29 protein-coding genes are annotated in these 26,462 nt (G+C 39.5%); 27 read left to right on the top strand and 2 right to left on the bottom strand.

Going from position 1 to position 26,462, the window contains the following annotated elements; genetic code table 11:
- The first annotated feature begins 16 nt into the window (after positions 1 to 16).
- The 6 genes from JKP71_RS06680 (at position 17) to JKP71_RS06655 (ending at position 5,463) form a co-directional block, all read left to right on the top strand.
- Positions 17 to 2,356, top strand: a complete 2,340-nt coding sequence (locus JKP71_RS06680; RefSeq protein WP_200407471.1) for a primosomal protein N' — start codon at positions 17 to 19, stop codon at positions 2,354 to 2,356.
- 58 nt (positions 2,357 to 2,414) lie between these two features.
- Positions 2,415 to 2,789 carry a nuclear transport factor 2 family protein gene (locus tag JKP71_RS06675; protein WP_200407470.1) on the top strand — a complete coding sequence of 125 codons (375 nt, stop codon included), beginning with the start codon at positions 2,415 to 2,417 and terminating at the stop codon, positions 2,787 to 2,789.
- Positions 2,790 to 3,071: 282 nt separating this feature from the next.
- Positions 3,072 to 3,536: a VOC family protein gene (locus tag JKP71_RS06670; RefSeq protein ID WP_200407469.1), complete on the top strand. Its 465-nt coding sequence runs from the start codon at positions 3,072 to 3,074 to the stop codon at positions 3,534 to 3,536.
- Positions 3,533 to 4,504, top strand: coding sequence for a methionyl-tRNA formyltransferase (gene fmt / locus JKP71_RS06665; protein WP_200407468.1), 972 nt, complete (start codon positions 3,533 to 3,535; stop codon positions 4,502 to 4,504). Before JKP71_RS06670 ends, fmt begins: the two co-directional genes overlap by 4 nt.
- Positions 4,505 to 4,643: 139 nt before the next feature.
- Positions 4,644 to 4,886, top strand: a complete 243-nt coding sequence (locus JKP71_RS06660) for a GlsB/YeaQ/YmgE family stress response membrane protein (RefSeq protein WP_075525333.1) — start codon at positions 4,644 to 4,646, stop codon at positions 4,884 to 4,886.
- Between the two features lie 67 nt (positions 4,887 to 4,953).
- Positions 4,954 to 5,463, top strand: coding sequence for an Asp23/Gls24 family envelope stress response protein (locus tag JKP71_RS06655; RefSeq protein ID WP_200407467.1), 510 nt, complete (start codon positions 4,954 to 4,956; stop codon positions 5,461 to 5,463).
- A 28-nt stretch (positions 5,464 to 5,491) separates the two neighbouring features.
- Here JKP71_RS06655 and JKP71_RS06650 read toward each other — a convergent pair whose 3' ends face one another.
- Complete coding sequence (locus JKP71_RS06650) at positions 5,492 to 6,058, bottom strand: GNAT family N-acetyltransferase (RefSeq protein WP_200407466.1); 567 nt, start codon at positions 6,056 to 6,058, stop codon at positions 5,492 to 5,494.
- Between the two features lie 209 nt (positions 6,059 to 6,267).
- Between JKP71_RS06650 and rsmB the strand changes: the two genes are divergently transcribed.
- The 4 genes from rsmB to rpsO all read left to right on the top strand — a co-directional run bounded on the left by rsmB (position 6,268) and on the right by rpsO (position 10,940).
- Complete coding sequence (rsmB, locus tag JKP71_RS06645; protein ID WP_075525355.1) at positions 6,268 to 7,539, top strand: 16S rRNA (cytosine(967)-C(5))-methyltransferase RsmB; 1,272 nt, start codon at positions 6,268 to 6,270, stop codon at positions 7,537 to 7,539.
- 91 nt (positions 7,540 to 7,630) lie between these two features.
- Positions 7,631 to 8,401, top strand: coding sequence for a Stp1/IreP family PP2C-type Ser/Thr phosphatase (locus JKP71_RS06640; protein WP_075525330.1), 771 nt, complete (start codon positions 7,631 to 7,633; stop codon positions 8,399 to 8,401).
- A complete protein-coding gene (gene pknB / locus JKP71_RS06635) occupies positions 8,401 to 10,515 on the top strand; it encodes a Stk1 family PASTA domain-containing Ser/Thr kinase (RefSeq protein WP_200407465.1) in 2,115 nt (704 codons plus the stop codon). The genes JKP71_RS06640 and pknB overlap by 1 nt, the downstream gene beginning before the upstream one ends.
- Positions 10,516 to 10,670: 155 nt before the next feature.
- On the top strand, positions 10,671 to 10,940 hold the full coding sequence (gene rpsO, locus JKP71_RS06630) for a 30S ribosomal protein S15 (RefSeq protein ID WP_075525328.1): 270 nt from the start codon (positions 10,671 to 10,673) through the stop codon (positions 10,938 to 10,940).
- A 132-nt stretch (positions 10,941 to 11,072) separates the two neighbouring features.
- Here the strand turns inward: rpsO and proC are convergent, their stop codons facing one another.
- Positions 11,073 to 11,861 carry a pyrroline-5-carboxylate reductase gene (proC, locus tag JKP71_RS06625; RefSeq protein WP_200407464.1) on the bottom strand — a complete coding sequence of 263 codons (789 nt, stop codon included), beginning with the start codon at positions 11,859 to 11,861 and terminating at the stop codon, positions 11,073 to 11,075.
- Positions 11,862 to 12,066: 205 nt separating this feature from the next.
- On the opposite strand from proC, the gene glmU reads away from it, so the two are divergent.
- The 17 genes from glmU to JKP71_RS06540 all read left to right on the top strand — a co-directional run bounded on the left by glmU (position 12,067) and on the right by JKP71_RS06540 (position 26,454).
- Complete coding sequence (glmU, locus tag JKP71_RS06620; RefSeq protein WP_200407463.1) at positions 12,067 to 13,443, top strand: bifunctional UDP-N-acetylglucosamine diphosphorylase/glucosamine-1-phosphate N-acetyltransferase GlmU; 1,377 nt, start codon at positions 12,067 to 12,069, stop codon at positions 13,441 to 13,443.
- 102 nt (positions 13,444 to 13,545) lie between these two features.
- On the top strand, positions 13,546 to 14,130 hold the full coding sequence (locus JKP71_RS06615; RefSeq protein ID WP_075525354.1) for an NUDIX hydrolase: 585 nt from the start codon (positions 13,546 to 13,548) through the stop codon (positions 14,128 to 14,130).
- Entirely contained in the window at positions 14,123 to 14,401 is a 279-nt protein-coding gene (gene macP / locus JKP71_RS06610; RefSeq protein WP_075525325.1) for a cell wall synthase accessory phosphoprotein MacP, read from the top strand. Before JKP71_RS06615 ends, macP begins: the two co-directional genes overlap by 8 nt.
- Before the next feature lie 74 nt (positions 14,402 to 14,475).
- Entirely contained in the window at positions 14,476 to 15,156 is a 681-nt protein-coding gene (locus tag JKP71_RS06605; RefSeq protein WP_075525324.1) for a 5'-methylthioadenosine/adenosylhomocysteine nucleosidase, read from the top strand.
- Between the two features lie 36 nt (positions 15,157 to 15,192).
- On the top strand, positions 15,193 to 15,513 hold the full coding sequence (locus JKP71_RS06600; protein WP_200407462.1) for a YbjQ family protein: 321 nt from the start codon (positions 15,193 to 15,195) through the stop codon (positions 15,511 to 15,513).
- A 52-nt stretch (positions 15,514 to 15,565) separates the two neighbouring features.
- Positions 15,566 to 16,204: an HD domain-containing protein gene (locus JKP71_RS06595; protein ID WP_234446113.1), complete on the top strand. Its 639-nt coding sequence runs from the start codon at positions 15,566 to 15,568 to the stop codon at positions 16,202 to 16,204.
- Positions 16,205 to 16,318: 114 nt separating this feature from the next.
- Complete coding sequence (gene pepC, locus JKP71_RS06590) at positions 16,319 to 17,629, top strand: aminopeptidase C (protein WP_075525321.1); 1,311 nt, start codon at positions 16,319 to 16,321, stop codon at positions 17,627 to 17,629.
- 89 nt (positions 17,630 to 17,718) lie between these two features.
- Positions 17,719 to 18,111: a MerR family transcriptional regulator gene (locus tag JKP71_RS06585; protein ID WP_075525320.1), complete on the top strand. Its 393-nt coding sequence runs from the start codon at positions 17,719 to 17,721 to the stop codon at positions 18,109 to 18,111.
- A 147-nt stretch (positions 18,112 to 18,258) separates the two neighbouring features.
- A complete protein-coding gene (locus JKP71_RS06580) occupies positions 18,259 to 19,365 on the top strand; it encodes an NAD(P)/FAD-dependent oxidoreductase (protein ID WP_200407461.1) in 1,107 nt (368 codons plus the stop codon).
- A 162-nt stretch (positions 19,366 to 19,527) separates the two neighbouring features.
- Complete coding sequence (gene rlmB / locus JKP71_RS06575; protein ID WP_200407460.1) at positions 19,528 to 20,256, top strand: 23S rRNA (guanosine(2251)-2'-O)-methyltransferase RlmB; 729 nt, start codon at positions 19,528 to 19,530, stop codon at positions 20,254 to 20,256.
- Between the two features lie 72 nt (positions 20,257 to 20,328).
- On the top strand, positions 20,329 to 21,198 hold the full coding sequence (locus JKP71_RS06570; RefSeq protein ID WP_200407459.1) for a DegV family protein: 870 nt from the start codon (positions 20,329 to 20,331) through the stop codon (positions 21,196 to 21,198).
- Positions 21,199 to 21,357: 159 nt separating this feature from the next.
- Entirely contained in the window at positions 21,358 to 22,731 is a 1,374-nt protein-coding gene (ftsA, locus tag JKP71_RS06565) for a cell division protein FtsA (RefSeq protein WP_200407458.1), read from the top strand.
- Between the two features lie 119 nt (positions 22,732 to 22,850).
- Complete coding sequence (gene ftsZ / locus JKP71_RS06560) at positions 22,851 to 24,098, top strand: cell division protein FtsZ (RefSeq protein ID WP_075525315.1); 1,248 nt, start codon at positions 22,851 to 22,853, stop codon at positions 24,096 to 24,098.
- A 3-nt stretch (positions 24,099 to 24,101) separates the two neighbouring features.
- Positions 24,102 to 24,779, top strand: coding sequence for a YggS family pyridoxal phosphate-dependent enzyme (locus tag JKP71_RS06555; RefSeq protein ID WP_075525314.1), 678 nt, complete (start codon positions 24,102 to 24,104; stop codon positions 24,777 to 24,779).
- Positions 24,780 to 24,809: 30 nt separating this feature from the next.
- On the top strand, positions 24,810 to 25,394 hold the full coding sequence (locus tag JKP71_RS06550; RefSeq protein WP_200407457.1) for a cell division protein SepF: 585 nt from the start codon (positions 24,810 to 24,812) through the stop codon (positions 25,392 to 25,394).
- Positions 25,394 to 25,669, top strand: a complete 276-nt coding sequence (locus tag JKP71_RS06545) for a YggT family protein (RefSeq protein WP_200407456.1) — start codon at positions 25,394 to 25,396, stop codon at positions 25,667 to 25,669. Before JKP71_RS06550 ends, JKP71_RS06545 begins: the two co-directional genes overlap by 1 nt.
- Positions 25,663 to 26,454, top strand: a complete 792-nt coding sequence (locus JKP71_RS06540; protein WP_075525311.1) for a YlmH family RNA-binding protein — start codon at positions 25,663 to 25,665, stop codon at positions 26,452 to 26,454. The genes JKP71_RS06545 and JKP71_RS06540 overlap by 7 nt, the downstream gene beginning before the upstream one ends.
- The last annotated feature ends 8 nt before the right edge of the window (positions 26,455 to 26,462 follow it).

Here is a 26,462-nt window from a genome sequence, read left to right as displayed (position 1 = left end):
GAAAGTTGGGGCTTATATGAAAATTGCTAAAGTTATTGTTGATGTGCCACTGATGCAGACAGATAAGCCCTTTTCTTACGTCATCCCTAGCGAAATGGAAGAGCTGATCGATCGTGGCATGCGGGTTCATGTTCCTTTTGGAAGTGGAAACCGGCTTGTTCAAGGAATCGTCATTGGATTTGAAGATGAAGCACTTGATTCGTCAGTAAACTTGAAAGGAATTTCTGAATTACTCGACGTTGAGCCAGTCCTAACGGATGAACAGCTTTGGTTGGCAGATGAAATGCGTCATTCCGTATTTTCTTATAAAATTTCATGTCTAAAAGCGATGTTACCTAATCTTTTGAATTCTAATTATGACAAGCTCCTAAAAGCTGCTGACGGAACTTCTGTCAAATGGTCACAGCTAACAGAAGCAGAAAAAATCTCATCAGCAAAGGCTGTGCGTTTGGGTCAGCTGTCAGTAGAATATTTAGCAAAATCTAAAGAAAATAGAAAAACAGAAAAATTCTTATCTATTCCAGATATTGAAAAACTAGCTGAATTTGAAATTGAAAAGAGAGCCAAAAAACGCTTAGAGTTGAAATATTTTCTATTAAGACTTCAAGAAGAAAAAATTGCTGTCAAATCATTAAATTTTTCTTCACAAATCATTAAATTTTTCGTTGAGCATGACCTAGTCAAAATTGAAGAGGTTGAAATTTCGAGGACGAAAGAAAAATTTGAAGATGTGGAAAATGACAGTGCTAAAATTCTCAACTCCGAACAAAATGCAGCTTACGAAAAAATAATTGCATCTTCTGACAAACCATTTTTGTTGGAAGGAATTACTGGTTCAGGTAAAACAGAAGTTTACTTACAGACCATTGACCATTTTCTCAAACTCGGTAAGACAGCAATTATGCTTGTGCCAGAAATTTCACTGACGCCACAGATTACTAATCGATTTATTGCTCGTTTTGGAGATAAAGTGGCGATTATGCACTCTGGCTTGTCTGATGGTGAAAAATATGATGAATGGCGAAAAATTAAATCTGGCAAAGCTCAGGTAGTTGTCGGTGCACGTTCAGCTATTTTTGCACCTGTTGAAAATTTGGGAATTATCATCATTGATGAAGAACATGAAACTTCATATAAGCAAGATTCAAGTCCCCGTTATCATGCAAGAGATATTGCGCTTTTGCGTGCAAAATGGCATGGTGCAAGACTTGTTTTAGGCTCTGCAACGCCAAGTTTAGAAACGCGAGCACGTGCCATGCGCGGAGTTTATGAACTTTTATTACTGACAAAAAGGGCAAATGAAGCAGCAATCCTGCCAGAAATAAAAATCATTGATATGCGCAGTGAAATTTCTGACCAATCTGCTAATTTCTCACACTCTTTACTGACAAAAATAAAAGAAAAAATTGACAAAGATGAACAAGTCATTTTGATGTTGAATCGAAGGGGTTATTCTTCATTTGTCATGTGTCGCGAATGTGGTTTTGTTGTTGATTGTCCCAATTGCGATATTTCCTTGACCCTTCACATGGATACCCGAACTTTGAATTGTCATTATTGTGGTCATGTCGAAGGAATTCCGCAAACTTGTCCTAATTGTCATTCACGAAAAATTCGTTATTATGGTTCAGGAACGCAAAAAGTCGAAGAAGAACTTCAAGAAATTATGCCTGAAGCACGAGTTTTGCGAATGGATGTCGATACGACTCGGACAAAAAATGCTCACGAAAAAATTCTTGAAAAGTTTGGTAATCATGAAGCTGATATCCTCTTAGGAACTCAGATGATTGCCAAAGGTTTAGATTTTCCAAACGTAACCTTAGTGGGGGTCATTAACGCAGATACTGGCCTCAATCTACCTGATTTTAGAGCGAGTGAGCGTTCCTTTGAATTGTTAATGCAGGTGGCTGGACGAGCTGGGCGAGCAGATAAAAAAGGTGAAGTCTTCATTCAAACTTTCAATCCACATCATTACGCCATTGAAATGACCAAGGCTCAAGATTACGAAAAATTTTATGAAATGGAAATGAGATTTCGTCGTGAACTTTCCTATCCACCTTATTATTTCACCGTTCAAGTGCTTGTTTCTCATCAAGATGAAGAAGTTGCCATTCAAAAATCTTATGAAATTGCTCAGTTACTCAAGCAAAATTTGACAGAAAAAGCTAAAATTTTAGGGCCAACCGCTAGACCAATTGCCAGAACACATAACCTTTATCATTATCAAATCTTAGTTAAATATCGTTTTGAAGAAGAATTAGAATCAGCTTTAAATCAAGTGCTTGAATTAACCCAACTTCGGGATAACAAAAATTTACGCGTGTTGATTGATAGCGAGCCACAAAATTTTGTATAAAAATTTCCACAGGTGGAAAAGTTAAGAATTTGAAAACAAACGAAAGTTGGTGTGGAAAATGCAGAAAATAGAACTTTTTCAACAAACAATTGACGCATGGCTGACCAAAGACGTCAAAAAGTTACTGACAGCCCTGTCAGAAGACATTAGCTACACCGAATGCTATGGGGCGCAATACCAAGGAAAAGCGGAAATTGAAAAATGGTTTCGTCAGTGGAATCATCCTGTGGAAAACAAAGTGAAGTCATGGACTGTGGATAAGTCTTATGTAGATAAGGAAACTGGGTTTTTCACATGGACTTTCCACTATGTTTATAAAGGGGAAGAAAATATTTTTGACGGTCTTTCTCTTGTTAAATTTTCTGGAAATAAAATTTGTGAAATTCAGGAATTTGAACAAAAACATGAAAAATTTCGGCCGTTTTTGAAATGAAATGAAAAGAAAAACCTGAGGCGTTTTGGATTTATGAAAATGACCGTCGAGTCGTCACACACCACGTTTTTAACCTTTTTGATGTAAAATTAAATAGTGTAGCCAAAAAATTACCACAATTTGTTGCTGACGGAAAAAATGATTCTGACAGAGCAGTTTGGAAGTTACTGACAGAATTGTCAGTAGAAAATTCATCTCCCCTTGTCCTAAAATTAATTGCTGAAATCAATAATTATCCCCATGTGGACAAAGCTGAAATTTACAGAGATTGGAAGGTCAACTATGGAAGCAAAAATTATCCCAAGCCTTTGGTTTGATAACAACGCCAAAGAAGCGATGAATTATTATGTCTCAGTCTTTCCAAATTCAAAAATCAAAAACATCGAATATTATCCGGATGAAAAGCTAGATGAGCATTTTGTAGGCATGTCTGGAAAAGTATTAAATGGTGAATTTAGTCTGAATGGCCTTGACTTTACCTGCCTTGATGGCGGGCCAATTTTCAAATTTAATGAAGCAGTGAGTTTTACTGTGACTTGTAAAAATCAAGCCGAAATTGATGATTATTGGTCAAAACTTTCTCATGTTAAAGAAGCCGAGCAGTGCGGTTGGTGCAAAGATAAATTTGGTATTTCTTGGCAAATTATTCCAGAAAATCTTGGACAGCTCATGGCAAAAGGCGATAAGGCTGTTCAAGTATTAATGAAACAAAAGAAAATTATTATCGAGGAGTTTGAAAACTTATGACAAAAACAAAAATTATCTTTATGGGGACACCACAATTTGCTGCGACCGTTTTAAAAGGTTTGATTGATTCTAATCAATATGAAATTCTAGCAGTAGTGACTCAACCAGACCGTAAGGTTGGTCGGAAACAGGAATTAAGAATGACACCAGTTAAAGAACTTGCTTTAACGGTTAACTTGCCTGTTCTTCAACCAGAAAAACTTTCTGGATCAGTAGAAATGACTCAAATCATGGCTCTGCTTGAATCAGGAGAAGTTGGAATTGTGACTGCCGCCTTTGGACAATTTTTGCCAGGTAAATTATTGGATGCTGCTCAATTTGCAGTCAATACGCATGCTTCTTTACTACCAAAATATCGCGGTGGAGCACCTATTCACTATGCCATTATGAATGGCGAAAAAGAAGCGGGTGTAACCATCATGGAGATGATTCGTAAAATGGATGCCGGTGACATGATTGCTCAAGCTTCTACTCCAATTCTTGAGGATGATAATGTTGGCACTATGTTTGAAAAGTTAGCTCTTGTTGGACGTGATTTGTTACTTGAAACATTGCCAAAATATCTGACTGGCCAATTAAAAGCTCAAGCTCAAAACGAAGATGAAGTAACTTTTAGTCCTAATATTTCACCAGAAGAAGAAAAAATCGACTGGAATCAATCTGCACGTGAAATTTTCAATAAAGTTCGCGGTATGAATCCATTCCCAGTTGCTCATACCACATGGAATGGCGAGCGTTTCAAGATTTATGAAACAAAAGTATCAGAAAATATTACTGACAGCTCTGTCAGTGACTTACAGCCGGGACAAGTGGTTGAAAAAACCAAAAAAGTACTTAAAGTTGCCACAGGTAAGGGCGTTCTTGAGCTTCGTTTGGTTCAGCCTGCTGGTAAACCAAAAATGGATGTGGTAAGTTTCCTCAATGGACTTGGACAAAAACTGCAAGTTGGGGATAAATTTGGAGAATAAGTGAAACAAAGTCATCTGTGAACAGGTGATTTTTTTATTGATTCGAAGCATTAAAAAAGCGAAACCGTTTGCTTTTTATAGAATACATTTTTTGGTATAGTTAAAATGTACAAGATAATGTACTAGAAAGAGGTGCTTTATGATTTGGTCCTTAATTGTTGGAGCCTTGATTGGTGTGATTGCAGGAGCAATTACAAATAAAGGAAAGTCAATGGGATGGATTGCCAATATTCTTGCTGGACTGATTGGTTCTGCAGTAGGGCAAGCTCTTCTAGGAACATGGGGGCCAAGCCTAGCAGGAATGGCTTTAATCCCTTCAATTGTTGGTGCTATTATTGTGGTTGCTGTCGTCTCTTTCTTTTTGAGCAAAGCAAACCGTTAGAAATCTATTTAAGCGTTGATTTCCTTTTTCTTCGAAATCAGGAGTTTATAGTAAAGGAGTTTTTAAGATGAAACAAGAATTTACAACAGAATCCCCTAATAAAGTGAGTGGAGAATTAGCCTATGATGACAAAGTTATTCAGAAAATTGTTGGTTTAGCCCTTGAATCAGTAGATGGACTTTTAGCTGTAGACGGCGGATTTTTTTCAAATCTCACAGGAAAACTTGTGAATAATGATGATGTTACAACAGGCGTTGGTGTTGAAGTGGGCAAAGAACAAGTCGCCGTTGATTTAAAGGTTGTTATAGAATATCAACGCCATGTGCCAGATATTTATGAAAAGATCAAGTCAGTGATTCGTAAAGAAGTCGCCGCAATGACAGACTTAGATGTGGTGGAAGTAAACGTGGACGTGGTAGATATCAAAACGAAATCTCAGCAAAAAGAAGCTGAGGTAAGTTTACAAGATCGAGTTGTCGATGTGGCACAAACCACAAGCCAATTTACTTCCAAACAAGTGGACAAGGTGAAAGACAAAGTGGGAGATCGTAAGTCCCAAGAACCCCGTGTTCATTAAGAAAAAGCTGGATTGATTCCAGCTTTTTTTATGTAATTTGCTTTTGTCTGAAATATTCTTCAGCGCTTAGTGCCCAATAATCTGCGGTACGTGCTTTTTCAAATTTAGGGAACCAAACAAAAACGTGACCCATGTTTCGCATTCCAATCTTTTCCATCACTCGTCCGGATTTTTGATTTTCACTCAGATGTTTTGCTTGGACAACATCTAATGCTAAATCTTCAAAGCAAAGTTGCAATAAAGGGATAGCAGCTTCAGCCATGTAGCCCTTCCCCCAATAATTTCGATGTAACATCCAGCCGAATTCTGCAAGGTGCGGATGATGAAGTGAAAGGCTAATGACTCCAATTAATGTGTGACTTTTTTTCTCCACAATCCCCCAGTGGTGCAGCTGATTGGGGAGAAAGAGATTAGCTATTATACGTTGGGTCTCCTCCAGAGATTCATGAGGGAGCCAGCTTGTATAACGCGCAACCTCAGGATCAGAAGTAAAGGCATTCATCTCTGTGGCGTCTTCTAATTTCAACTTTCGTAAGAACAGATGTTCAGTCAAAAAAGTGTTATGTTGAGCTAAAATAAGATTGGTTGTACTCATCAGTTTACCTCCTAATTTCAGACAAGAGAAAATTCTAGTCATAAAAGTTTAGAATAATCATACGCTTTCATCTCGAAGTTTGCAAGCTTTTATTGATAGTAAGAGCGTATTTGGATAAATCTTCTCTTTTTGTTTAAAAGAAGGCCAAAGTCAGACAAAAATAAAAAATGGCAGTAGCGATTATGCTAGGGGTATGCTATACTAGCTCTATGAAAAAAAATGCAAGACAAACTGCTTTAGACATTCTTAACGATATTTTTGGTAATGATGCCTATGCGAATATTTCCCTCGATCGAAATTTGAGGGATTCTGAACTCTCTCAAGTTGATAAGGGATTTGTGACCGCATTGGTTTATGGCGTCGTTTCAAAAAGAACGCTTTTGGATTGGTATATTGCACCCTTTCTCAAAAAACAACCAAAGCCTTGGGCAAGAACCCTTCTTCACTTGACGGCTTACCAGATTTTGTTTATGGATAAAGTCCCGACTTCTGCAGCAGTAGATGAAGCGGTCAAAATTGCTAAACGGCATGATGGACAAGCGACAGCCAATTTTATCAATGCAGTATTGCGTAACTTTATGCGCTCTGATCGTCGACAAGAAGAACCGAAAGATTGGGAAACTAAATACTCGATGCCGAAGCTGTTACTGGACAAAATGGTTCGGCAATTTGGGGGTAAGCGTACAGGCGAAATTCTTGAGAGTCTGGAAAAACCGAGCCATGTTAGTTTGCGTAAGATTGATCCTGATGTCGAGCTAGCGAACACTCGCCCTTCCGTTTTGGTTGAGTCAGGTTTGGTAGCAGACAGCGGAAATTTTGCAAGCAGTGAAGCTTTCTTGACAGGAAAGATTACCATACAAGATGAAAGCAGTCAGCTTGTTGCACCACAGCTTGAACTTAAAGGAGAGGAAGAAGTTCTTGATGCTTGTGCTGCTCCTGGAGGCAAGAGCACGCATATGGCTCAGTACCTGACAACAGGTCATATCACAGCTTTGGATCTGTATGACCATAAGCTGGAGTTGATTCAACAAAATGCACAGCGCCAGCACGTTTCAGACAGAATAATAACTCAAAAAGGAGATGCAACAAAGGTCTTCGAAACTTTCGGCGCCGAGCGTTTTGACCGTATCTTAGTTGATGCACCTTGTTCTGGGATTGGACTGATTCGTCGTAAACCTGACATTCGTTACCGCAAAGAAAACTCAGACTTTGAAGCTTTACAACGAATTCAGCTGGAAATCCTCGACAGTACCTCGAAAAGCTTGAAAAAAAGTGGTATAATGGTGTACAGTACTTGTACAATTTTCAATGAAGAAAACTTTGATGTTGTTCATCAGTTTCTTGAGTCACATCCAGATTTTGAACAAGTCGAGATTTCGCATGAAAAAACGGACCTTATTACAGACGGTTGTATTTTCATTACTCCCGAGATGTATCACACGGACGGTTTCTTTGTAGCGAAATTTAAGAAAAAAGGTTAAGAACGAAGTGAGTGTTAGGGAGAAGTTCGCTACCACTCTATCATTACTTTTTTAACTCACAATAAAAACTTTGTTCTTTCAAGGAGAAAAAGTGGAATATAGTATTTTATCAGATATCGGCTCAAAACGTAGTACCAATCAGGACTATGCCGATAGTTATATCAACCGCGCAGGCTATCGACTCTTTTTGTTAGCTGATGGAATGGGTGGACACAAAGCAGGTAATGTAGCCAGTAAGCTTACTGTTGAAGATCTCGGCAAACTTTGGTCAGAGACATTTTTTGATGTGGACACACCAGAAACTACGCTCGAAGTTTGGTTGAGAAATCAAATTCGTAATGAAAATGATAATATTGCAAGTCTGGGTAAGCTAGACGAATATCAAGGAATGGGGACAACGCTTGAAGCGGTCATGATCAAAGGAGATGTAGCTATCTCTGCCCATGTTGGCGATAGTCGCACTTACCTTGTGCGAGATGGTCTTTTAACCAAAATCACAACTGACCACTCTTTAGTTCAAGAATTAGTTGATGCAGGACAAATTACTGAGGAAGAAGCCGAAGTTCATCCTAATAAAAACATCATCACGCGCTCTTTAGGCCAAACAAATGAAGTTCAGGCCGATATCCAGAGTTTACTTCTTCACTCTGGTGATATTATTTTGATGAACTCAGATGGGCTGACAAATATGGTTTCAGCCGCTGAGATCCAAGAAATTTTAGATAGAGAAGATTTAACATTAGATAATAAATCAGAAGCCTTGATTCGCTTAGCGAATGAACACGGAGGGCTTGATAATGTTACTGTCATCTTAGTGGCTTTTGATGGCGTGGCCGAGTCACAAGCACAGGAGGTCGACTGATGATTCAAATCGGTAAAATCTTTGCTGATCGTTACCGGATTATCAAAGAGATTGGCCGTGGAGGAATGGCGAACGTCTATCAAGGCGAGGACACTTTCCTTGGGAATCGTCAAGTAGCCATTAAAGTTTTACGCTCTAATTTTGAAAATGACGATATTGCAATTGCTCGTTTTCAAAGAGAAGCTTTTGCTATGGCTGAACTTTCCCATCCAAACATCGTCGGTATTTCTGATGTGGGCGAATTTGAAAATCAACAATACATTGTCATGGAATATGTTGATGGAATGACGCTTAAGCAATACATCATTCAAAAAGCACCGCTTTCGAATGATGAAGCTATAGAAATCACTACCGAAATTTTATCTGCGATGGACATGGCCCACTCTCACGGTATTATTCACCGAGACTTAAAACCGCAAAATGTTTTAGTAGCTCAAAGTGGAACGGTTAAAGTAACGGATTTCGGAATTGCAAAAGCGCTCTCGGAGACGTCATTAACTCAGACAAATACGATGTTTGGCTCGGTACATTACCTCTCACCTGAACAAGCGCGTGGCTCTAATGCCACGGTTCAATCAGATATCTATGCTATTGGGATTATCTTATTTGAATTGCTGACGGGACAAATTCCCTTTGATGGCGACTCTGCAGTAGCCATTGCTTTGAAGCATTTTCAAGAAAATATCCCCAGCATTATTAATCTTAATCCGGATGTTCCACAGTCACTTGAGAATGTGGTCATACGTGCGACGGCAAAAGATATTAAAAACCGTTACGCAGATGTTGAAGAAATGATGACTGATCTGGCTACATCGACGAGTTTAGATCGTAAAGGTGAGGAAAAACTCGTCTTTACCAAAGATCAAGACGAGACGAAGATCATGCCAGCAAATTTGATCAACCCCTATGATACCAAGCCGCTTATTGATAAGTCCTCAACCTCTGAACGAACGGTATATGTCGCTGATGAGGGGAAGGCAGAAGTTTATTGGTATGATAAAAATAACATGCCATCGACCACAGTCTGGGATAAAGTAGTGACCATGACTGAGCAAGAAGCTTTAGCAGCTGGTAAACATCATGCGAATGTTGAAAAAATACCTGAGTCCACTGAAGTGGCACAAAGAGCTGCTGGGACGGCTCAAAGAAAGCCTAAAAAATCAAAGAAAAAATTGATTTTAGCTCTAGTTCTTGCCTTTATACTTATTGGGGGCGGTGTGGCCGCCTGGATGGCTTCAACGCCTAATAATGTGAAGGTTCCAAATTTAACTAATTTAACGGAAAATCAAGCAAAAACAAAGCTTGAAGCTGCTAAGTTAGGACTTGGTACGGTATATCACGAAACAAGTAAAGAAGTTGCCAAAAATAAAGTCACCCGTTCAAATCCTAAATCTGGAAGTTCAGTACGTTCAGGAAGCAAAGTCAATATCTATTTGTCTGAAGGTGGTAATTCCTTTAAGATGAAGAATTACGTAGGAAAAGATTACCAGGATGTTAAAGATGATCTGATGATTGAGCATGATGTTGCTGAAAATCAGATTGTATCTAAAACGGTGGAAAGTTCTCAACCTGCAGGGACTGTTGTTAGCCAAACACCTAAATCAGGGGATTATTTTGATTTAGATGGGGATGCTCAAATTATATTGGAAGTCTCTGAAGGCGAACAGGGTACAATGCCTGAGTTCAAAAATCGGACCTATAAGCAAGTCAAGGCAGATTTGATTTCAATGGGCGTTCCTGAGGAGAATATCATTTTGGATGAGCAACCTAATACGAATTATCCAAATGGAGAAAACTACGTTTATGACTCGAACGTTGCTGCGGGAGATACTTTCAATATCGCTACACAGCAAATTACTTTAACTTATTTGGGGGCTTACCAACCTGCTTCGACATCAACGACGACGCCAGAGTCTACGACGACACAGAGTACGCCAGAAAGTACAACAAGTACTACCTCAACAACAGAAAGTAGCACACCAGAGTCTACAACAACGCAAAGTAGTACCTCTGAAAGTGAAAGCAGTGCAAAAGCTGAGACTACACATTCCTCAAAAGAGGAAACCAAAGACTCGTCAGGAGATACAACAACTTCTACAAGTTCGAGTGAATAAAAAGGAAAATCTTACCTTTGGGTAAGCTTTTCTTTACTTGAAATAAAAAGGAAAAAAGTGTATGATGAGAGAGTAGTTTTTTACAACCCATTCTTGGTTTCATGCTCGCCAAGCTGTCACTCGGACTGGGCAATATAAAAAAAGGAGAAAAACTCATGGCAATTTCAAAAGAAAAAAAACAAGAAATCATCGCTCAATACGCTCGTAAAGAAGGCGATACTGGTTCACCTGAAGTACAAATCGCTGTATTGACTTGGGAAATCAACCATCTTAACGACCACATTAAATCTCACAAGAAAGACCACGCTACATACCGTGGTTTGATGAAAAAAATCGGTCACCGTCGTAACCTCCTTGGTTACCTCCGTGAAAAAGACGTTCAACGTTACCGCGAACTCATCTCTTCATTGGGACTTCGTCGTTAAGAAAACCTTGGCATTATCGTCGGATAAAGCAAAGTAATAAAAATGCCAGAAGGCATTTTTTATTTTGGAAAAAATCGGATAACGAGGAACTAAAATAAGAAAAAGAACTTACAGCGTTGTAAGTTCTTTTTCTTATTTTAAATTTTTTTCTTTCTCAACTGTAGCGGTGATAGCATCAATAACTGTCCCGATAAAATGATTTTGTTCAAGACTAACTACTCCAGCAACAGTGGTCCCTCCTGGACTTGAAACTTTGTCTACCAAACTCCAAGGATTTTCCCCACTTTGCAAGATCATTTCGGCGGAAGCTTGTACAGTTTCCGCAACAATTTTTGTGGCTTTGTCTTTAGGTAGCCCATGTAAAACACCCGCACGGGCTAACGCATCAATAAACATATAGATAAAGGCGGGACTTGAGCCCGCGATTGCAGCAAAAGTTGAAAAATCTTTTTCTGCAATCTCGTGGACTGACCCCACAGCTTGAAAAATTTCTTGGGTCGCCTGATACGCTTGATCAGTGACGAAATCATTTTTAACGATAGCAGAAGTAGACTGACCGATTTGAGCGTTGATATTGGGCATTACTCGGATAATAGGTTGATGGGCTGTTTGAGTAAGCTCCGTCAAATCAGCTAATGTTAAGCCAGCGGCTATGGAGACAAGGGTCTTGTCAGAAGTTAAATCTACTGACAGCTCTGTCAGAACTTTTGGGAGGACTTGGGGTTTGACCGCCAAGACGATTAAGTCTGATTTTGTCACAAGTTCACGCTGTGTAACAGCTTGTGCTGAAAGTTCTTGGGCTTGTTTTTGTGTTTTACTAAAATCCCGACCAGAGATGAGAATTTCAAATCTTGTAGGATCGAGACCAGCGATAATCGCTGTAGCCATCTTACCAATACCAATAAAACCAATCTTTTGCATAATGGAAAACCTTTCTGATCCCTCACAAGCACAGGTTCAACTGTGTTGAGATGAACTTACAAAGCTTTAAATTTGCAAGGTTCAATGAGGATTACTGGTATCTATTTTAACATAAAAATGAAGAACGATTATAAAAATCTTTTTTTAATATGATATAATTGGTTAAAGATTTATATTTTGCTTAGTGACATTAAAGGAGATTCACATGAATAAATTTGCGATTATTTTAGCTGCTGGGAAAGGGACTCGAATGAAGTCAGCTTTACCTAAAGTACTACATAAGGTAGCTGGTAAGTCCATGTTAGCGCATGTACTGACAAGTGTGTCAGAAGTTGATATGACAAAAAATGTCGTGATTGTTGGGCACGAAGCAGACCGTGTCATTGCGACCCTCCCGCGCGGTACTCAATTTGTAAAACAAGCTGAACAGTTGGGTACAGGTCATGCGGTTAAGATTGCAGCTGATTTGTTGGCAAATGAAGAGGGAGCAACGCTTGTTATTGCTGGGGATACTCCATTGATTACTGGTCAAACTATAGATGAGCTTTTTAACTATCATTTTGCGCAAAATGCGACAGCAACGATTTTAACGGCAATTGCTCCTAATCCAACAGGTTATGGACGAATCGTGCGTGGAGCAGATGAAACAGTTGAAAAAATTGTTGAGCAAAAAGATGCGAATGATTTTGAAAAAGCCATTACAGAGATTAATACAGGAACTTATGTTTTTGATAATAAAGCCCTCTTCAAAGCTTTGGGTGAGTTGACGACAGATAATGCTCAAGGCGAATACTACTTGACCGATGTGATTGAAATATTTAAAAAAGCAGGGCAAACCGTCGCAGCTCATGTGCTGGATGACTTCGAAGAAAGCTTAGGTGTCAATGATCGTGTGGCACTGGCTCAAGCTGAGGTGACCATGCGTAAACGTATTAATCATGGTCATATGGTCAATGGCGTGACGCTAATTGATCCCGCTACAATCTATATTGAGAGTGACGTAACCATTGAGGAAGAAACGATTATTGAACCAAATGTTACGATTAAAGGAAATACCTTTATTGGTAAAAATGTCCTCATCACCAATGGAAGCCGGATTGAGAACTCTGAGATTCATTCTAACTGTGAGGTACGTAATTCAACTGTAGAAGGCAGTAAAATGAGTGTCGGTAGCAACTGCGGTCCTTATGCGCATCTTCGTCCAGGAACAGTTCTTAGTGAAGAAGTTCATGTCGGAAACTTCGTTGAAATCAAAGGCTCAACACTTGGCAAAGGCACTAAAGCGGGACATTTGACTTATATTGGAAATGCTACGATTGGCGAAAAGGTAAACTTTGGTGCGGGTACTATCACAGCTAACTATGATGGACAAAATAAATTTAATACGGAGATAGATGATTTTGCTTTCATTGGTTCTAACTCTACAATTATCGCACCAGTACATATCGGAAAAAATGCTTTGACTGCAGCGGGATCGATTGTAACTGAAGATGTTCCAGAAGATGCTGTTGAAATTGGACGGGGCAAGCAAGTCAATAAGCTAGGACGTGCCAAAAAAATGCCACACTACCGTGGTCAATAATAATTTACCTAGGACAAAGAGTTTCTCATGAAGCTCTTTCGTTCGATTTTAGGTGAGAAAAGTTTGAGGCTGAAAACGCAAAACTTTTCAAGGAAGGAAAAAATGCTAACGTTTGACGATAAAAAATTTGAAGAAAAAACCTTATCTCGGGAAGAAATTTTTCATGGGAAGATTTTTCATGTCGTACGAGATATTGTAAGTTTGCCGGATGACCAGACGAGTTTTCGTGAACTTGTTTTTCATAATGGAGGAACAGCAATCGCCCCGGTTCATGAAGGGAAAATGGTTTTAGTAGGACAGTATCGTAAAGCTTTAGAGAAGTTTATTTTTGAGATTCCTGCTGGAAAGTTAGAAGAGGGTGAGGAAAAAGATCCACAAGCAGCAGCTTTACGTGAATTAGAAGAAGAAACGGGTTATCTTGCGGCTGATTTAGTCGAAATCAGCGCTTTTTATGGAACACCTGGTTTTTCATCCGAAAAAACTTATGTCTATTTCTCTTCTAATTTAACAAAAGTTGAACATCCCCGCGCAGCTGATGATGGAGAGTTTTTAGAGCAGATAGAAGTGACTCTTGCCGAAGCTAAAGCAATGATCGAAACTGAACAAATTGCGGACGCTAAGACAATTATGGCGATTTGGTATTGGGAAATGCAACAATTAAAATCGGAGGTTGAGCGTCATGCCTAGACCACTTTTAACAGATGATATTATAGAGAAGGCAAAGCAAGATAAAAAAGCTTTGGAGCGGCGTCTTCAAGAAGAACTTGAGCGCGATGAGGAAATCGCTCAAAAATATGATAACATTGAAAAGGAACTTAGCAAAAACTCGGTCTATAAAAGTCGACGAATAGAAAATGCAAAGGCTCAAAAACGTGGTAAAACCATTAATAAGTGGTTGATGATTGTGGTTGGGATCGTTTTAGTGTTAGCCTTGGCTTTCTTCTTATATTATTTTTAAATAGAAAAAAGAAAACATGATCAGCCCCATCTTTTATTAGAAAAGATGGAAAAATAGAAAGAAGTTTATTAACGATGAAAATTGGTATTATTTGTGCAATGGATGAAGAAATCCGTGTTCTTGTTGAAAATTTGGAAAATGCAGGCAAACAAACGCGGCACGGACTTGTCTTTCACACAGGTTCGATTGGCCGCCATGAAGTGGTTTTGGTGCAATCTGGTATTGGTAAGGTGATGTCTGCACTTGCTGTTGGATTTTTGGTAGATATCTTTGATGTTGATGCTATTATTAACACGGGTTCAGCAGGAGCAGTTGCGCAAGGATTAGCTATTGGGGATGTTGTAGTGGCTGATAAACTTGCTTATCATGATGTTGATGTTACTGCTTTTGGTTATGCTTATGGTCAAATGGCTCAACAACCTTTGTATTTTGAATCAAGCAAATATTTTGTTTCTGAGTTGAAAAAAGTGCTTGAAAATGTTCATGTTGGCTTGATTACAAGCTCTGACAGCTTCATCAGTAGCCCTAGCAAGATTGTAGAGATTAAAAATCATTTTCCAGAAGTTTTGGCAGTGGAAATGGAAGGGGCCTCAATCGCCCAAGCTGCAACAGCTTTAGGGAAACCTTTTGTCATTATTCGCGCCATGTCAGATACAGCTGATCACAATGCCAACGTTAACTTCGATGAATTTATCATTGAAGCGGGTCAAAAATCAGCCCAAGGACTGATTCGTCTGCTTCAAGAAATGGTATAATAAAGAAAAACGTTACAAGAAGTGAAGGAGTAGGCGATGATCGTTACGACAACAAACAGCATTGAGGGTGTTGAAATCAAGGGGTACAAAGGAATCGTCTTTGGCGAAGTAGTAGCTGGGGTTGATTTTATCAAAGATTTTAAAGCGAGTTTTACTAATATTTTGGGGGGACGCTCTAAATCTTATGAAAATGAATTGATTCAAGCGCGACAAGAAGCCTTGGAAGAATTGGAACAACGTGCAGCTGCGCTAGGTGCAAGTGCGGTTGTTGGCGTGAAGGTAGATTACGAAACCGTTGGTAACGGTGGGAGTAATATGATGATGATCATTGCTTCAGGTACTGCTGTCGATATTTAAAACTAATAAAAATCTACTTTCGGGTAGCTTTTTTCTTATCTGATAGGGGGGAGTGAAGATCAAAAAGGAAGTTTTAATAGAAGAAACACGCAGTTTTCTTAAGCGACCACTGCTCTTTGAACATAGCTTGGCTGTCGCTGAGATGGCTGAGCAGCTCGCTGACGATTGTTTAAATCAACGCTTAAATATTCGGCTTAGTTCAAAAGAGGCAAATAAGAAGTTTACTGACGGTTCTGTCAGTAAATCTCAAGCATTTGTCGGTGGACTGCTTCACGATATTGGGGGTGTTTACCCTTCATGCCAACGGATAAGTCAGGCTGAGAAATGGGGGCTTAAACTTTTGCCTCAAGAAAAAGAATTTCCTTTAATTATTCATCAAAAACTTTCTAAATATTTAGCACGGGAGTATTTTGAAGTAAATGATGAACAAGTGCTTGCAGCGATTGAATGTCATACAACGCTACGTAAAAATTTTTCAGATTTAGATTTGATTATTTTTTTGGCAGACAAGATTCGTTGGGATGGTGGAGATGATGCTCCTTTTAAAGAAGGTTTACTGACAGAGCTGTCAGTAAGTTTAGAAAGTGCGGCACTTTATTATATCGATTTCATCCTTGCAGAGGGATTGAAAGTTGCTCATCCGTGGTTACTTGAAGCACGGAAAGATTTACGCCGTCATCTTCAAAGCTGATTTTTTTGACAATTTAGATTATAATAAAAGAATATAAAAAATAATAAAAGCTCTTTACCGAAAACGGGAGGGCAAGTGCGCGTACTTATAGCCGTCGCACGACTGGGAGGGATTATGACAGTAACATCAGATTTTACACAAAAACTCTATGAAAATTTTGCTGAAAATACAAAATTAAGAGCCTTGGAAAACGCCGTAACAAGCAACGGTTTACTTGCTTCTCTTGAAGTACGTGGCTCGCACGCTGCTAATTTGCCTGAGTTTTCCATTGATTTGACAAAAGATCCTGTGACAAACCAAAAACAATCAGGTCGTTGCTGGATGTTTGCAGCTTTAAATACATTTCGTCATAAATTCATCAATGATTTTAAAACAGAAGATTTTGAGTTTTCACAAGCTTACACTTTCTTTTGGGATAAATATGAAAAATCAAACTGGTTTATGGAACAAATCATCGGGGATGTTAATATGGATGATCGTCGCCTGAAATTCTTGCTCCAAACACCACAACAAGATGGTGGACAGTGGGATATGATGGTTGCGATTTTTGATAAATATGGGATTGTGCCCAAGGCTGTCTATCCAGAATCAAAAGCATCTAGCAACTCACGTGAACTTAACCAATACTTGAATAAATTGCTTCGACAAGATGCTGAAATTTTACGTTATACCCTCGAGCAAGGAGGCGATGTTCAAGCAGTTAAAGAAGAATTGCTCCAAGAAATTTTCAATTTCCTTGCTGTAACTTTAGGTTTACCACCACAAAATTTCGAATTTGCTTTCCGAAATAAAGACAATGAATACAAAAAATTTGTAGGTACACCGCAAGACTTCTATAAAGAATATGTGGATATTGATTTGAATAATTATGTTTCTGTTATCAATGCGCCTACGCAAGACAAACCCTATAATAAGAGCTACACGGTAGAATTTTTAGGAAATGTTGTCGGAGGTAAGGAAGTCAAACATCTGAATGTTGATATGGATCGCTTTAAAAAATTGGCTATTGCACAAATGCAAGCTGGAGAAACGGTCTGGTTTGGATGTGACGTAGGTCAAGAATCAAATCGTACAGCAGGTTTATTAACAATGGATGCCTATGATTTCAAATCTTCATTAGATATTGAATTCACACAGACTAAAGCGGGTCGGCTCGATTACGGCGAATCACTCATGACACATGCCATGGTTTTAGCGGGTGTTGATTTGGATGCAGATGGAAACTCAGTGAAATGGAAAGTTGAAAATTCTTGGGGGAAAGATGCGGGTAATCAGGGCTACTTTGTCGCTTCTGATGCATGGATGGACGAGTATACCTACCAAATTGTCGTGCGTAAAGACTTGCTGAGTCAAGAAGAACGCGCAGCTTATGAAGCTAAACCACAAGTTTTACTTCCTTGGGATCCAATGGGAGCTTTAGCTTAAACATTGAAAACATCTTGCTGATAGCGAGGTGTTTTTTTTAAAAGAACTTTTCTTGACTTGAAGCTAGGGTTAAATGTTAAAATAAAAGAATGAATATCAAAAAAGCAGCAGAACGTTCCGGGATAAAAGCGGATAATATCAGATATTATGAAAAAATTGGGCTCATTCCTCATATCAAACGTACGGAGTCGGGACTTCGTAATTTTAGTGAGCAAGACATTAAGACGTTAAAATTTGTTAAACATATGCGTGATGCAGGTGTTCAGGTAGAGCCGCTTACGCGGTATATGGCACTTGTTGCTCAAGGAAATCCAGAAACAAAAGGGGAACGGATCGCCATTTTAGAAGCACAAGTTGAGCAGCTGCGTTGCGAAATTGAAGAAAAGCAGTCGGCCTTAGACTATTTGACCTACAAGATTGAACATTATGATGAGGTGATGACACCTAGTGAAACGGCCCTTCTAACGGAGGATAAAAGGTAACTTAGCAGCATAGCGTTATATAAATCAGCACTTTTCTATGTGAGGCTAAAGCATTCTAAGAAACAAAAGCAACAAGTCTAAAGCAGCAAGAAAATAAAAATCAGGTTTTATACCATGATTTTTTCTTTGTAAAAGAGAGGAAAAGAAATGAAAAAAATAGCGGTTATTGGTGGGGGGATTATTGGACTGACCTTAGTAAATTATTTAGACCCGAAACAATTTGAAATTTATCTTTTTGATGATCCGAGACAGCAAGCTACAAGAGCCAGTGCGGGGATTATTTCGCCTTGGCTATCAAAAAGAAGAAATAAAAAATGGTATCAATTAGCAAAAGATGGGGCAGCATTTTTTGAAAAAGTGGTTCAGGATTTTGAGCTTGGTCCAGAAATCTATGAAAAATGTGGTACGCTCTTTGTGAGAGAACCCCAATCACTGAATGAATTAGCAGAGCTCGCTAAAGAACGACGACGGGAGGCCCCCGAACTTGGTGAAATTAATCGCCTTACCCCAGAAGAAACTAACCGCTTACTGCCCCTACTTAAACCAATGGAAAGTTTATATATCACAGGAGGTGCTCGTTTAGATGGAAAAGCTTATCTTACCCATCTTAAAAAACGAGCCCTCTCAAGAGGAGTGAAGTGGATAGAAGCACATGCAAGTGTGGAAAAGCTAGCAGTAGGATGGAAGGTACAAACGGATGAATATGCCATGACTGTGGACGAACTGGTGCTTTGCCCTGGGCCCGCTTTAAAACATATCTTGGCACCATTGGGTTATGATGCAGAAGTGTCACCACAAAAGGGGCAACTTATAGCCTTTCAAACGCCTTATGCGTCACAAAACTGGCCCGTGGCCTTCTTGGAAGGTGCGGCAGATTTGATCCCCTTTCAAAATGGTCAGATTCTTTTAGGAGCTACGCATGAAAATGAGGCTAAATGGGACCTGACACCAACTCAAAGCGCTTTTGATGAGCTTACGCAAACGTCTGAGAAATATTTCGAGGCAGAGCAATTAACAACCTACCCGTATGAATATCGTGTAGGCACACGCGCTTACACCCCTGATTTTGCACCATTTTTTGGCCCGCTTCCTCTTGAACCAACTCTGGCGGTCGCCAGTGGCTTGGGTTCTTCCGGTCTTACCACCGGCCCACTCGTCGCTTATTTGCTTGCATCGTATTTTAATTCACCTTTAAGAAAATGGGAAACCTCTAAGTATCAAAAAGAACTAAGTGACTATATTAGGGTTAAATAAGCATTTAGAAGAAAGTTCAAATTATAATTTTCTTAACTTAATTATGTAAAACCGATAAAAAAGTCAATTGTGCTTTTTACATAATTTTTTGATACTCTTACATAACAAAAAGCCCGACGAATGGAGTCAGGTTTTTTTGCGTAAAAATGATATAATGATTTCATGGAAAATACAGATTTAATCTACGGATTACATGCGGTAGTAGAGGCTTTGAATGGTGGGCTCGTCAATAAGCTTTACATTCAAGAGGACCTGCGTGGAAAAAATGTTGAAAAAGTAAAAGAGCTTGCGCGCACAAAAAAAGTCAATATTTCATGGACGCCTAAAACTGAATTAAACAAACTTACGGAAAATGGAGTTCATCAAGGTTTCATGGCCCGAGTGTCAGAGTTTGCTTACGCTGAGTTGACAACCATTTTGGATGGGCTGACAGACCGGTCAGAAGCTACGATATTGCTTTTAGATGAATTAACTGATCCTCATAATCTGGGTTCAATTGCACGGACTGCGGATGCTACAGGTGTTGATGCCATTATCATCCCTAAACATCGTGCTGTTGGGATTACGCCAACAGCCGTAAAAGCTTCTACAGGTGCACTCCAACACGTTCCTGTAGTACGTGTAACCAACCTGTCACAAGCGTTAGATAAGCTCAAAGCAGCTGGATTTTGGATTTTTGGGACGGATATGGACGGCACGCCCTATAACCAATGGAATACTTCTGGCAAGGTAGCTCTCATCATTGGTAATGAAGGACATGGGATTGGTCAAAATCTCAAAAAGCAAGTAGATGAGATGGTCACAATACCAATGACTGGGCATGTGCAAAGTCTGAATGCTTCTGTAGCAGCCGGTATTTTGATGTATGAGATATTTAAAAATCGAAAATAAAAAATAAGGAATTGGAAAAGTTACTGACAGCTTTGTCAGTAAACGGATTAAACTGAAAAAGGAAAAAATTTTATGACTTTTCAAATTATGACAGACTCTACCGCCGATTTAAGTCAGTCTTATCTTGACGAACACGATATCACAACCCTTGGTATGACGGTAACCATCGGCGATAAGACTTATGAAACTGTGGGAGAGCATCCGCTGGATAATAGCACCTTGCTAGCCGCTTTAAAAAAAGGAGAGGCTGTTCATACCTCACAAATTAATTCGGGCCAGTTTTTAGAGGTTTTCAAAACCTTTGCTGCCACTAAAGAAGAACTTTTATACCTCGCATTTTCATCGGGGCTTTCAGGTACCTATCAGTCGGCTGTCATTGCTCGAGAAATGCTTTTAGAAGAAGACCCAGAAGCAAAGATAACGATTGTTGACACATTGGCTGCAGCTTCTGGAGAAGGTTTTTTGGTTGAAGAAGCCGTTAAGTTACGAGATGCTGGCAAGAGCTTAGATGAAACAGTTGCTGCTTTAGCGGTGATGATTAAACGGTTGCAAAGCCGATTCATGGTGGACGACCTAAATCACTTGGCGCGTGGGGGAAGGATACCTAAAGCGCTTGCCCTTGTGGGAACAATGGCTAGTATCAAGCCGCTCTTGGATGTAGATCCAGAAGGGAAACTCCGTCAAGTCACAAAGGTCAGAGGGAAGAAAAAAGCGCTTCATCAAATGGTTGAAAAGACTTTAGAAGGGATGGACATGAACTATCCCCGACTCATTATTTCTTATTCTGGCACTGATGAAGTCGCTCAAGAAATCAAATCAGAAATTATGAAAAACAGTGACATTCAAGACATAAAAATTCGCCCCCTTAGTTCAACGATTGTAACCCATACGGGAGAGGGAACCATCTCGATTTTCTCAATGTCAAGAGAAGATCGTCTCTAATTTAATAAAAAACTCAAAAAATCACAGCTAAACTCTTGTTTTACTGTGATTTTATGTTAAAATAATTAGTGAGTGTAATTGCATACAAAATTGTCTATACACTCTCCAATTTATTAAAAAAATATGAATCGTGATGTGTGAGGGAAAGGAGTCGCTTTTATGGCCAAAAGTGGACTTTATACAGGCGTAGATATCGGCACAAACACAATTAAAGTGCTTGTTGCAGAGTACGTCTCAGGTGAAATGAATATAATAGGCGTCGGAAATGCAAAATCTGACGGATTGAAAAATGGGATCATTGTAGATATTGAGAAGGTGGCACAAGCTTTACGTAAAGCCGTAAATGCTGCTGAAGAACGTGCAGGAATCACGATTGATCGAATCAATGTGAGTATCCCAGCAAACTCCCTCGAAATGGAACCTTGCCAAGGAATGGTTCCAATTGTTAGTGAAACAAAAGAAATTACAGATAATGATGTGATTCAGGTCGTTCAAAACGCCTTAATGCGTGGCATCGTCCCTGAACGTGAAATAATAGCACTGGAAACAAAAGAGTTTACAGTTGACGGGTTTACAGGAATATCTGATCCCCGCGGCATGTTTGGTGTTCGCTTAGAAATTCGTGGTGTTGTTTACACAGGCCCTAAAACTTTAGTACATAACGTGCGAAAAGTTGTGGAACGTGCAGGACTGATCGTGGATAATATTGTGATTGCCCCACTTGCCATGGCTCAGTATGTTCTGACTGAAGGTGAACGTGAATTTGGTACCATTATGGTTGACCTTGGAGCTGGACAAACAACGGTAAGTGCTGTTAAAGAACAAGCTTTAAGATTTACCCATACTAGCCCTGAGGGTGGTGATTATGTTACCAAAGATATTTCAACTGTCTTGAACACTTCACTCTCAGCTGCAGAAGATTTAAAAGTCAATTATGGTGAAGCAAGTACAGAGCGTGCGAGTCAAGATGAGTATTTCTTGGTTGATGTTGTAGGTAAAGATGAACCTGAACAAGTGACAGAGTATTATTTATCACAAATCATCGAAGCGAGAATGACACAAATTTTTGACCGTGTTCGCCAAGATTTAGACCATGGGCATACTTTTGAAACTCCTGGTGGTTTGATTCTTGTTGGTGGAACGGCTGCAATGCCTGGAGTAGTCGATTTAGCAACAAAAGCTCTGGGTATGAATGCGCGATTGTTTGTTCCGGGGGAAATGGGATTACGTAATCCTGCTTTTGCGCAAGTAATCAGTGTTGTAAGTTATGTAGGTAATCGTAGTGATATTGATGTTTTAGTATCCCAAGCATTTTCAGGTGATTATGCTTATACTGCGGCAGAGGAAGCTTATGTTGCTCCTGTAACAACAGTTCCAACTCAAACGACAACAGTGCCAGCGAATGTAGAAAATGACTTCTACGTTGAACCTCAAGCTCGCCCAGTTGCTACTCAAAAGGCAACTGAACCTGAAGAAGATAAGGAAGGTCTTATGGATCGTGCCAAAAACTTCTTTGGCAATCTTTTTGACTAATTATTAAGAAAACAATCCGTCTTTGAAAAGGATGATGTAAGGGTTATGGACTCAGAGCATCCGGTGTTTTCTAAGCGGATTATTTCAATTCTGAAAGTAAAAACGGAGAAATATAAATCATGGAATTTTCATTTGATACAGACTTGACTACTGGTGCTGTGATTAAAGTCATCGGTGTTGGAGGCGGTGGTGGTAATGCCATCAACCGCATGATTGAAGAAGGTGTTTCTGGTGTAGAATTTATCGCAGCAAACACTGATGTACAAGCTTTACGTAGCTCTAAGGCAGACACAGTCATTCAACTTGGGCCTAAATTAACACGTGGTTTAGGTGCTGGAGCACAACCTGAAGTTGGGAAACGTGCGGCTGAAGAATCAGCTGAAACAGTTTCACAAGCGCTTGAAGGCTCAGATATGATCTTCATCACTGCTGGTATGGGTGGTGGAACTGGTACAGGTGCTGCACCAGTTATTGCACAAATTGCAAAAGAACTTGGCGCTTTGACTGTGGGTGTTGTTACTCGTCCCTTTGGTTTTGAAGGTTCAAAACGTTCATACTTTGCTACTGAAGGTATTGAAGCCCTTCGTGCCAATGTTGATACCCTTCTCATTATTTCAAATAATAACTTGCTTGAAATTGTTGATAAGAAAACACCATTGACCGAAGCATTGCGTGAAGCGGATAATGTTTTACGTCAAGGTGTTCAAGGGGTTACAGATTTGATTACCAACCCAGGAATGATTAACCTTGACTTTGCCGATGTTAAGACCGTCATGGAAAACAAAGGTGATGCCCTTATGGGAATCGGTGTGGCTTCTGGAGAAGATCGCGTTATCGAAGCAACTCGTAAAGCTATCTATTCACCTTTACTCGAAACAACTATTGAGGGAGCTGAAAATGTGCTCTTGAACGTTACCGGTGGTATGGACATGAGCTTGATTGAAGCACAAGACGCTTCTGAGATTGTTATTCAAGCAGCAGGTAATGATGTCAATATCATGTTGGGTACTGCTATAGATCCTAATTTGAAAGACGAAATTCGTGTTACTGTTGTCGCAACAGGCGTTGCTAAAGAAGATGCTGATGAGGCATTGGGCTTGCAACCAGAATCACGACGTCAACCTAATTTGACACATAACTCCAACATGCAAGTTAATCATCGCCCAGTTCAACAACAACAGCAACAATCAACTGCACAAACCCAAAACCAACCTTCTGCCTTTGGAGATTGGGATATCCGTCGCGAAAGCTCACCACGCCAAAATGTAAATAACAATCGTGATACAGCTTCTGTAACAAGTTTTGGTGGCATTCCAACTTCAACTGATGAAGATCTTGATACTCCACCATTTTTCCGTAATAAATAATCAATGACAATTGAAGAAAATGTTAAAAAAATAATGAGTAATGTGGATGCGGCGAAAGCTGCGTCTTCTTATTCTAATCAGTCAGTTTCAGTAATTGCCGTGACAAAGTATGTAGGTGTCAAGGAAGCGAAAGAAGTGGTCGATCAGGGTATTTCTCATCTTGCCGAAAATCGAGTAGAGCTTTTTCTCGAAAAGTACGAAGCACTTAAAGAGAGAGAACTCACTTGGCATCTTATTGGTAATCTGCAACGACGTAAGGTCAAGAACGTTATCAATTTTGTTGATTATTTCCATGCACTAGATTCTGTTAAGTTGGCGCAAGAAATTAGTAAACGCGCTGAACATCCTATCAAATGTTTTGCTGAGGTAAACATCTCGGGTGAGGCAAGCAAGCATGGGTTTTCGAAAGCAGAACTCCTGTCAGCTCTGACAGAATTGTCAGAACTTGCACATCTTGAAATCGTTGGTTTGATGACTATGGCTCCGTTTGAAGCGACTGAAGAAGAATGTCATAACATTTTCGGGCAACTGAAAAAATTACAAGTTGAAATATCTGAAATGAATCTTCCAAAAATTCCTTGTACTGAATTGAGCATGGGGATGAGCCGGGACTACGAGATTGCAATCCAAGAAGGAGCAACCTTTGTACGAATTGGCACAGAAATTTTTAAAGACTTGTGAACCTAGATAAAGTAAACAACGGAGGAAAATATGGCATTTAAAGATTGGATGAATAATCTGCGCGATTATTTTGTAGAGGATGAGGAAGAGTTCGATGAACCTGTTCGTCCTGTGCAAGAATCTAAGCCAACTGTAGCACCTGCAGCGCAACAAAAGGTCGAAGAGCGTAAGGTACACAATGACTATCAACGTCGTACTGTACCTCCTCAAAAATCTCAAACTCAAACAGCAGCACCTAAACGTCCTGCTTCAACTTTCACAAAACCTATGTCTGAAAAAATCGTACAACAATCTACTGCGTCGCAATCACAATCACTTGCAGCGACGGTTTCAACTATTGCAATTAAAGAGCCACGTGCCTACGCGGACATCATGGAATCTGCACGTATCGTCAAAAATGGCGAATGTGTGTTGGTTAATTTCAAATTTATGGGTGACGCCCAAGCACGTCGCTCGATTGATTTCATGACGGGCGTGGTCTTTACACTTGATGGTGATATTCAAAATGTTGGGGGACAAATCTTCTTGATGACTCCTGCGAATATCACAGTCGATGCAGCTAAAGAAATGTCTATCTTAGCTGGTCAAAATTTTGAAAGTTATGATTTATACTAATGTTTATTACGCTTACTCTTGTTAAATGGCTCTTTTGGTTATTAGATGCTTATTCACTTGTCTTAGTGATTTATGCTTTGATGAGCTGGATTCCAAATTTATACAATACATGGTTTGGACGAGTGATTGTAAAAATCTCCCGCCCCTACCTGAGTCTCTTTGAAAATTTACCTTTGCGTATTGCTGGGTTAGATTTTACAATTCTTGTGGCACTTATCGTGCTTCAATTTATTCAACGATTCATTGTTATTGTACTGCGTGGGATTCTATTTTGACAGAACAAATTTTTCAGCATTATAAAGCAGAAGAACGTCGCTTTATTGAGCGATGTTTGGATTGGATAAGTCGAGTTGAAGAAACCTACAGTGTGATTACCACACCTTTTCTAAATCCACGGGAAGCTGAAATCTTATCAGCCCTTTCAAATCGGCGTGCCCTTTGTCTTTACTCAAGTCGAAGCCTTGCCGAAACAGAGACGGTCAAGATAATTATGGCTCCTGAATTTTATGTTTTAGATCCTGATGATTTTGATCTTGCACTTCTGGAAGTCACTTATGCCTCTAAGTTTATCCAACTTACACACGCCCAAGTCTTAGGTACGTTTTTGGGACAAACTGGCATCAAAAGACAAGAGTTAGGTGATATCATTGTCACTGAAGAAAAAATACAAGTTTTTGTCAGTAAACATTTGGTTGAACTATTTAAAGCTATCGAAAAAATTGGAAGAGCAGCGGTAAAAATCAAGGAAATTTCGCTCGCAGCGCTTGCAAAACCTACTGACAGAGCGGTCAGTGAAGTTGTTCTTGTGGATAACTTACGGCTTGATAAATTAATTGCAGTCGCTTTCAAAATTTCTCGCAATCTCGCTTCAAATATGTTAGAATCAAATAAGGTTAAGATAAATTACCTAGAAATAGATAAGAAAGATTTCTCTGTAAGTACTGATGACCTGATCAGTGTCCGAGGTTATGGACGTTTTAAGGTTGGCCCAGTTTTAGGGCAAACTAAAAAAGGCAAACAGAGAGTTGAATTAGAAATTACTAAAAATAATAAGAAGTAAATTCGAAG

This window comes from Lactococcus taiwanensis (genome assembly GCF_014905395.1).
Taxonomy (GTDB): Bacteria; Bacillota; Bacilli; order Lactobacillales; family Streptococcaceae; genus Lactococcus; species Lactococcus taiwanensis.
This window is presented reverse-complemented; position numbering and strand designations above follow the sequence as displayed.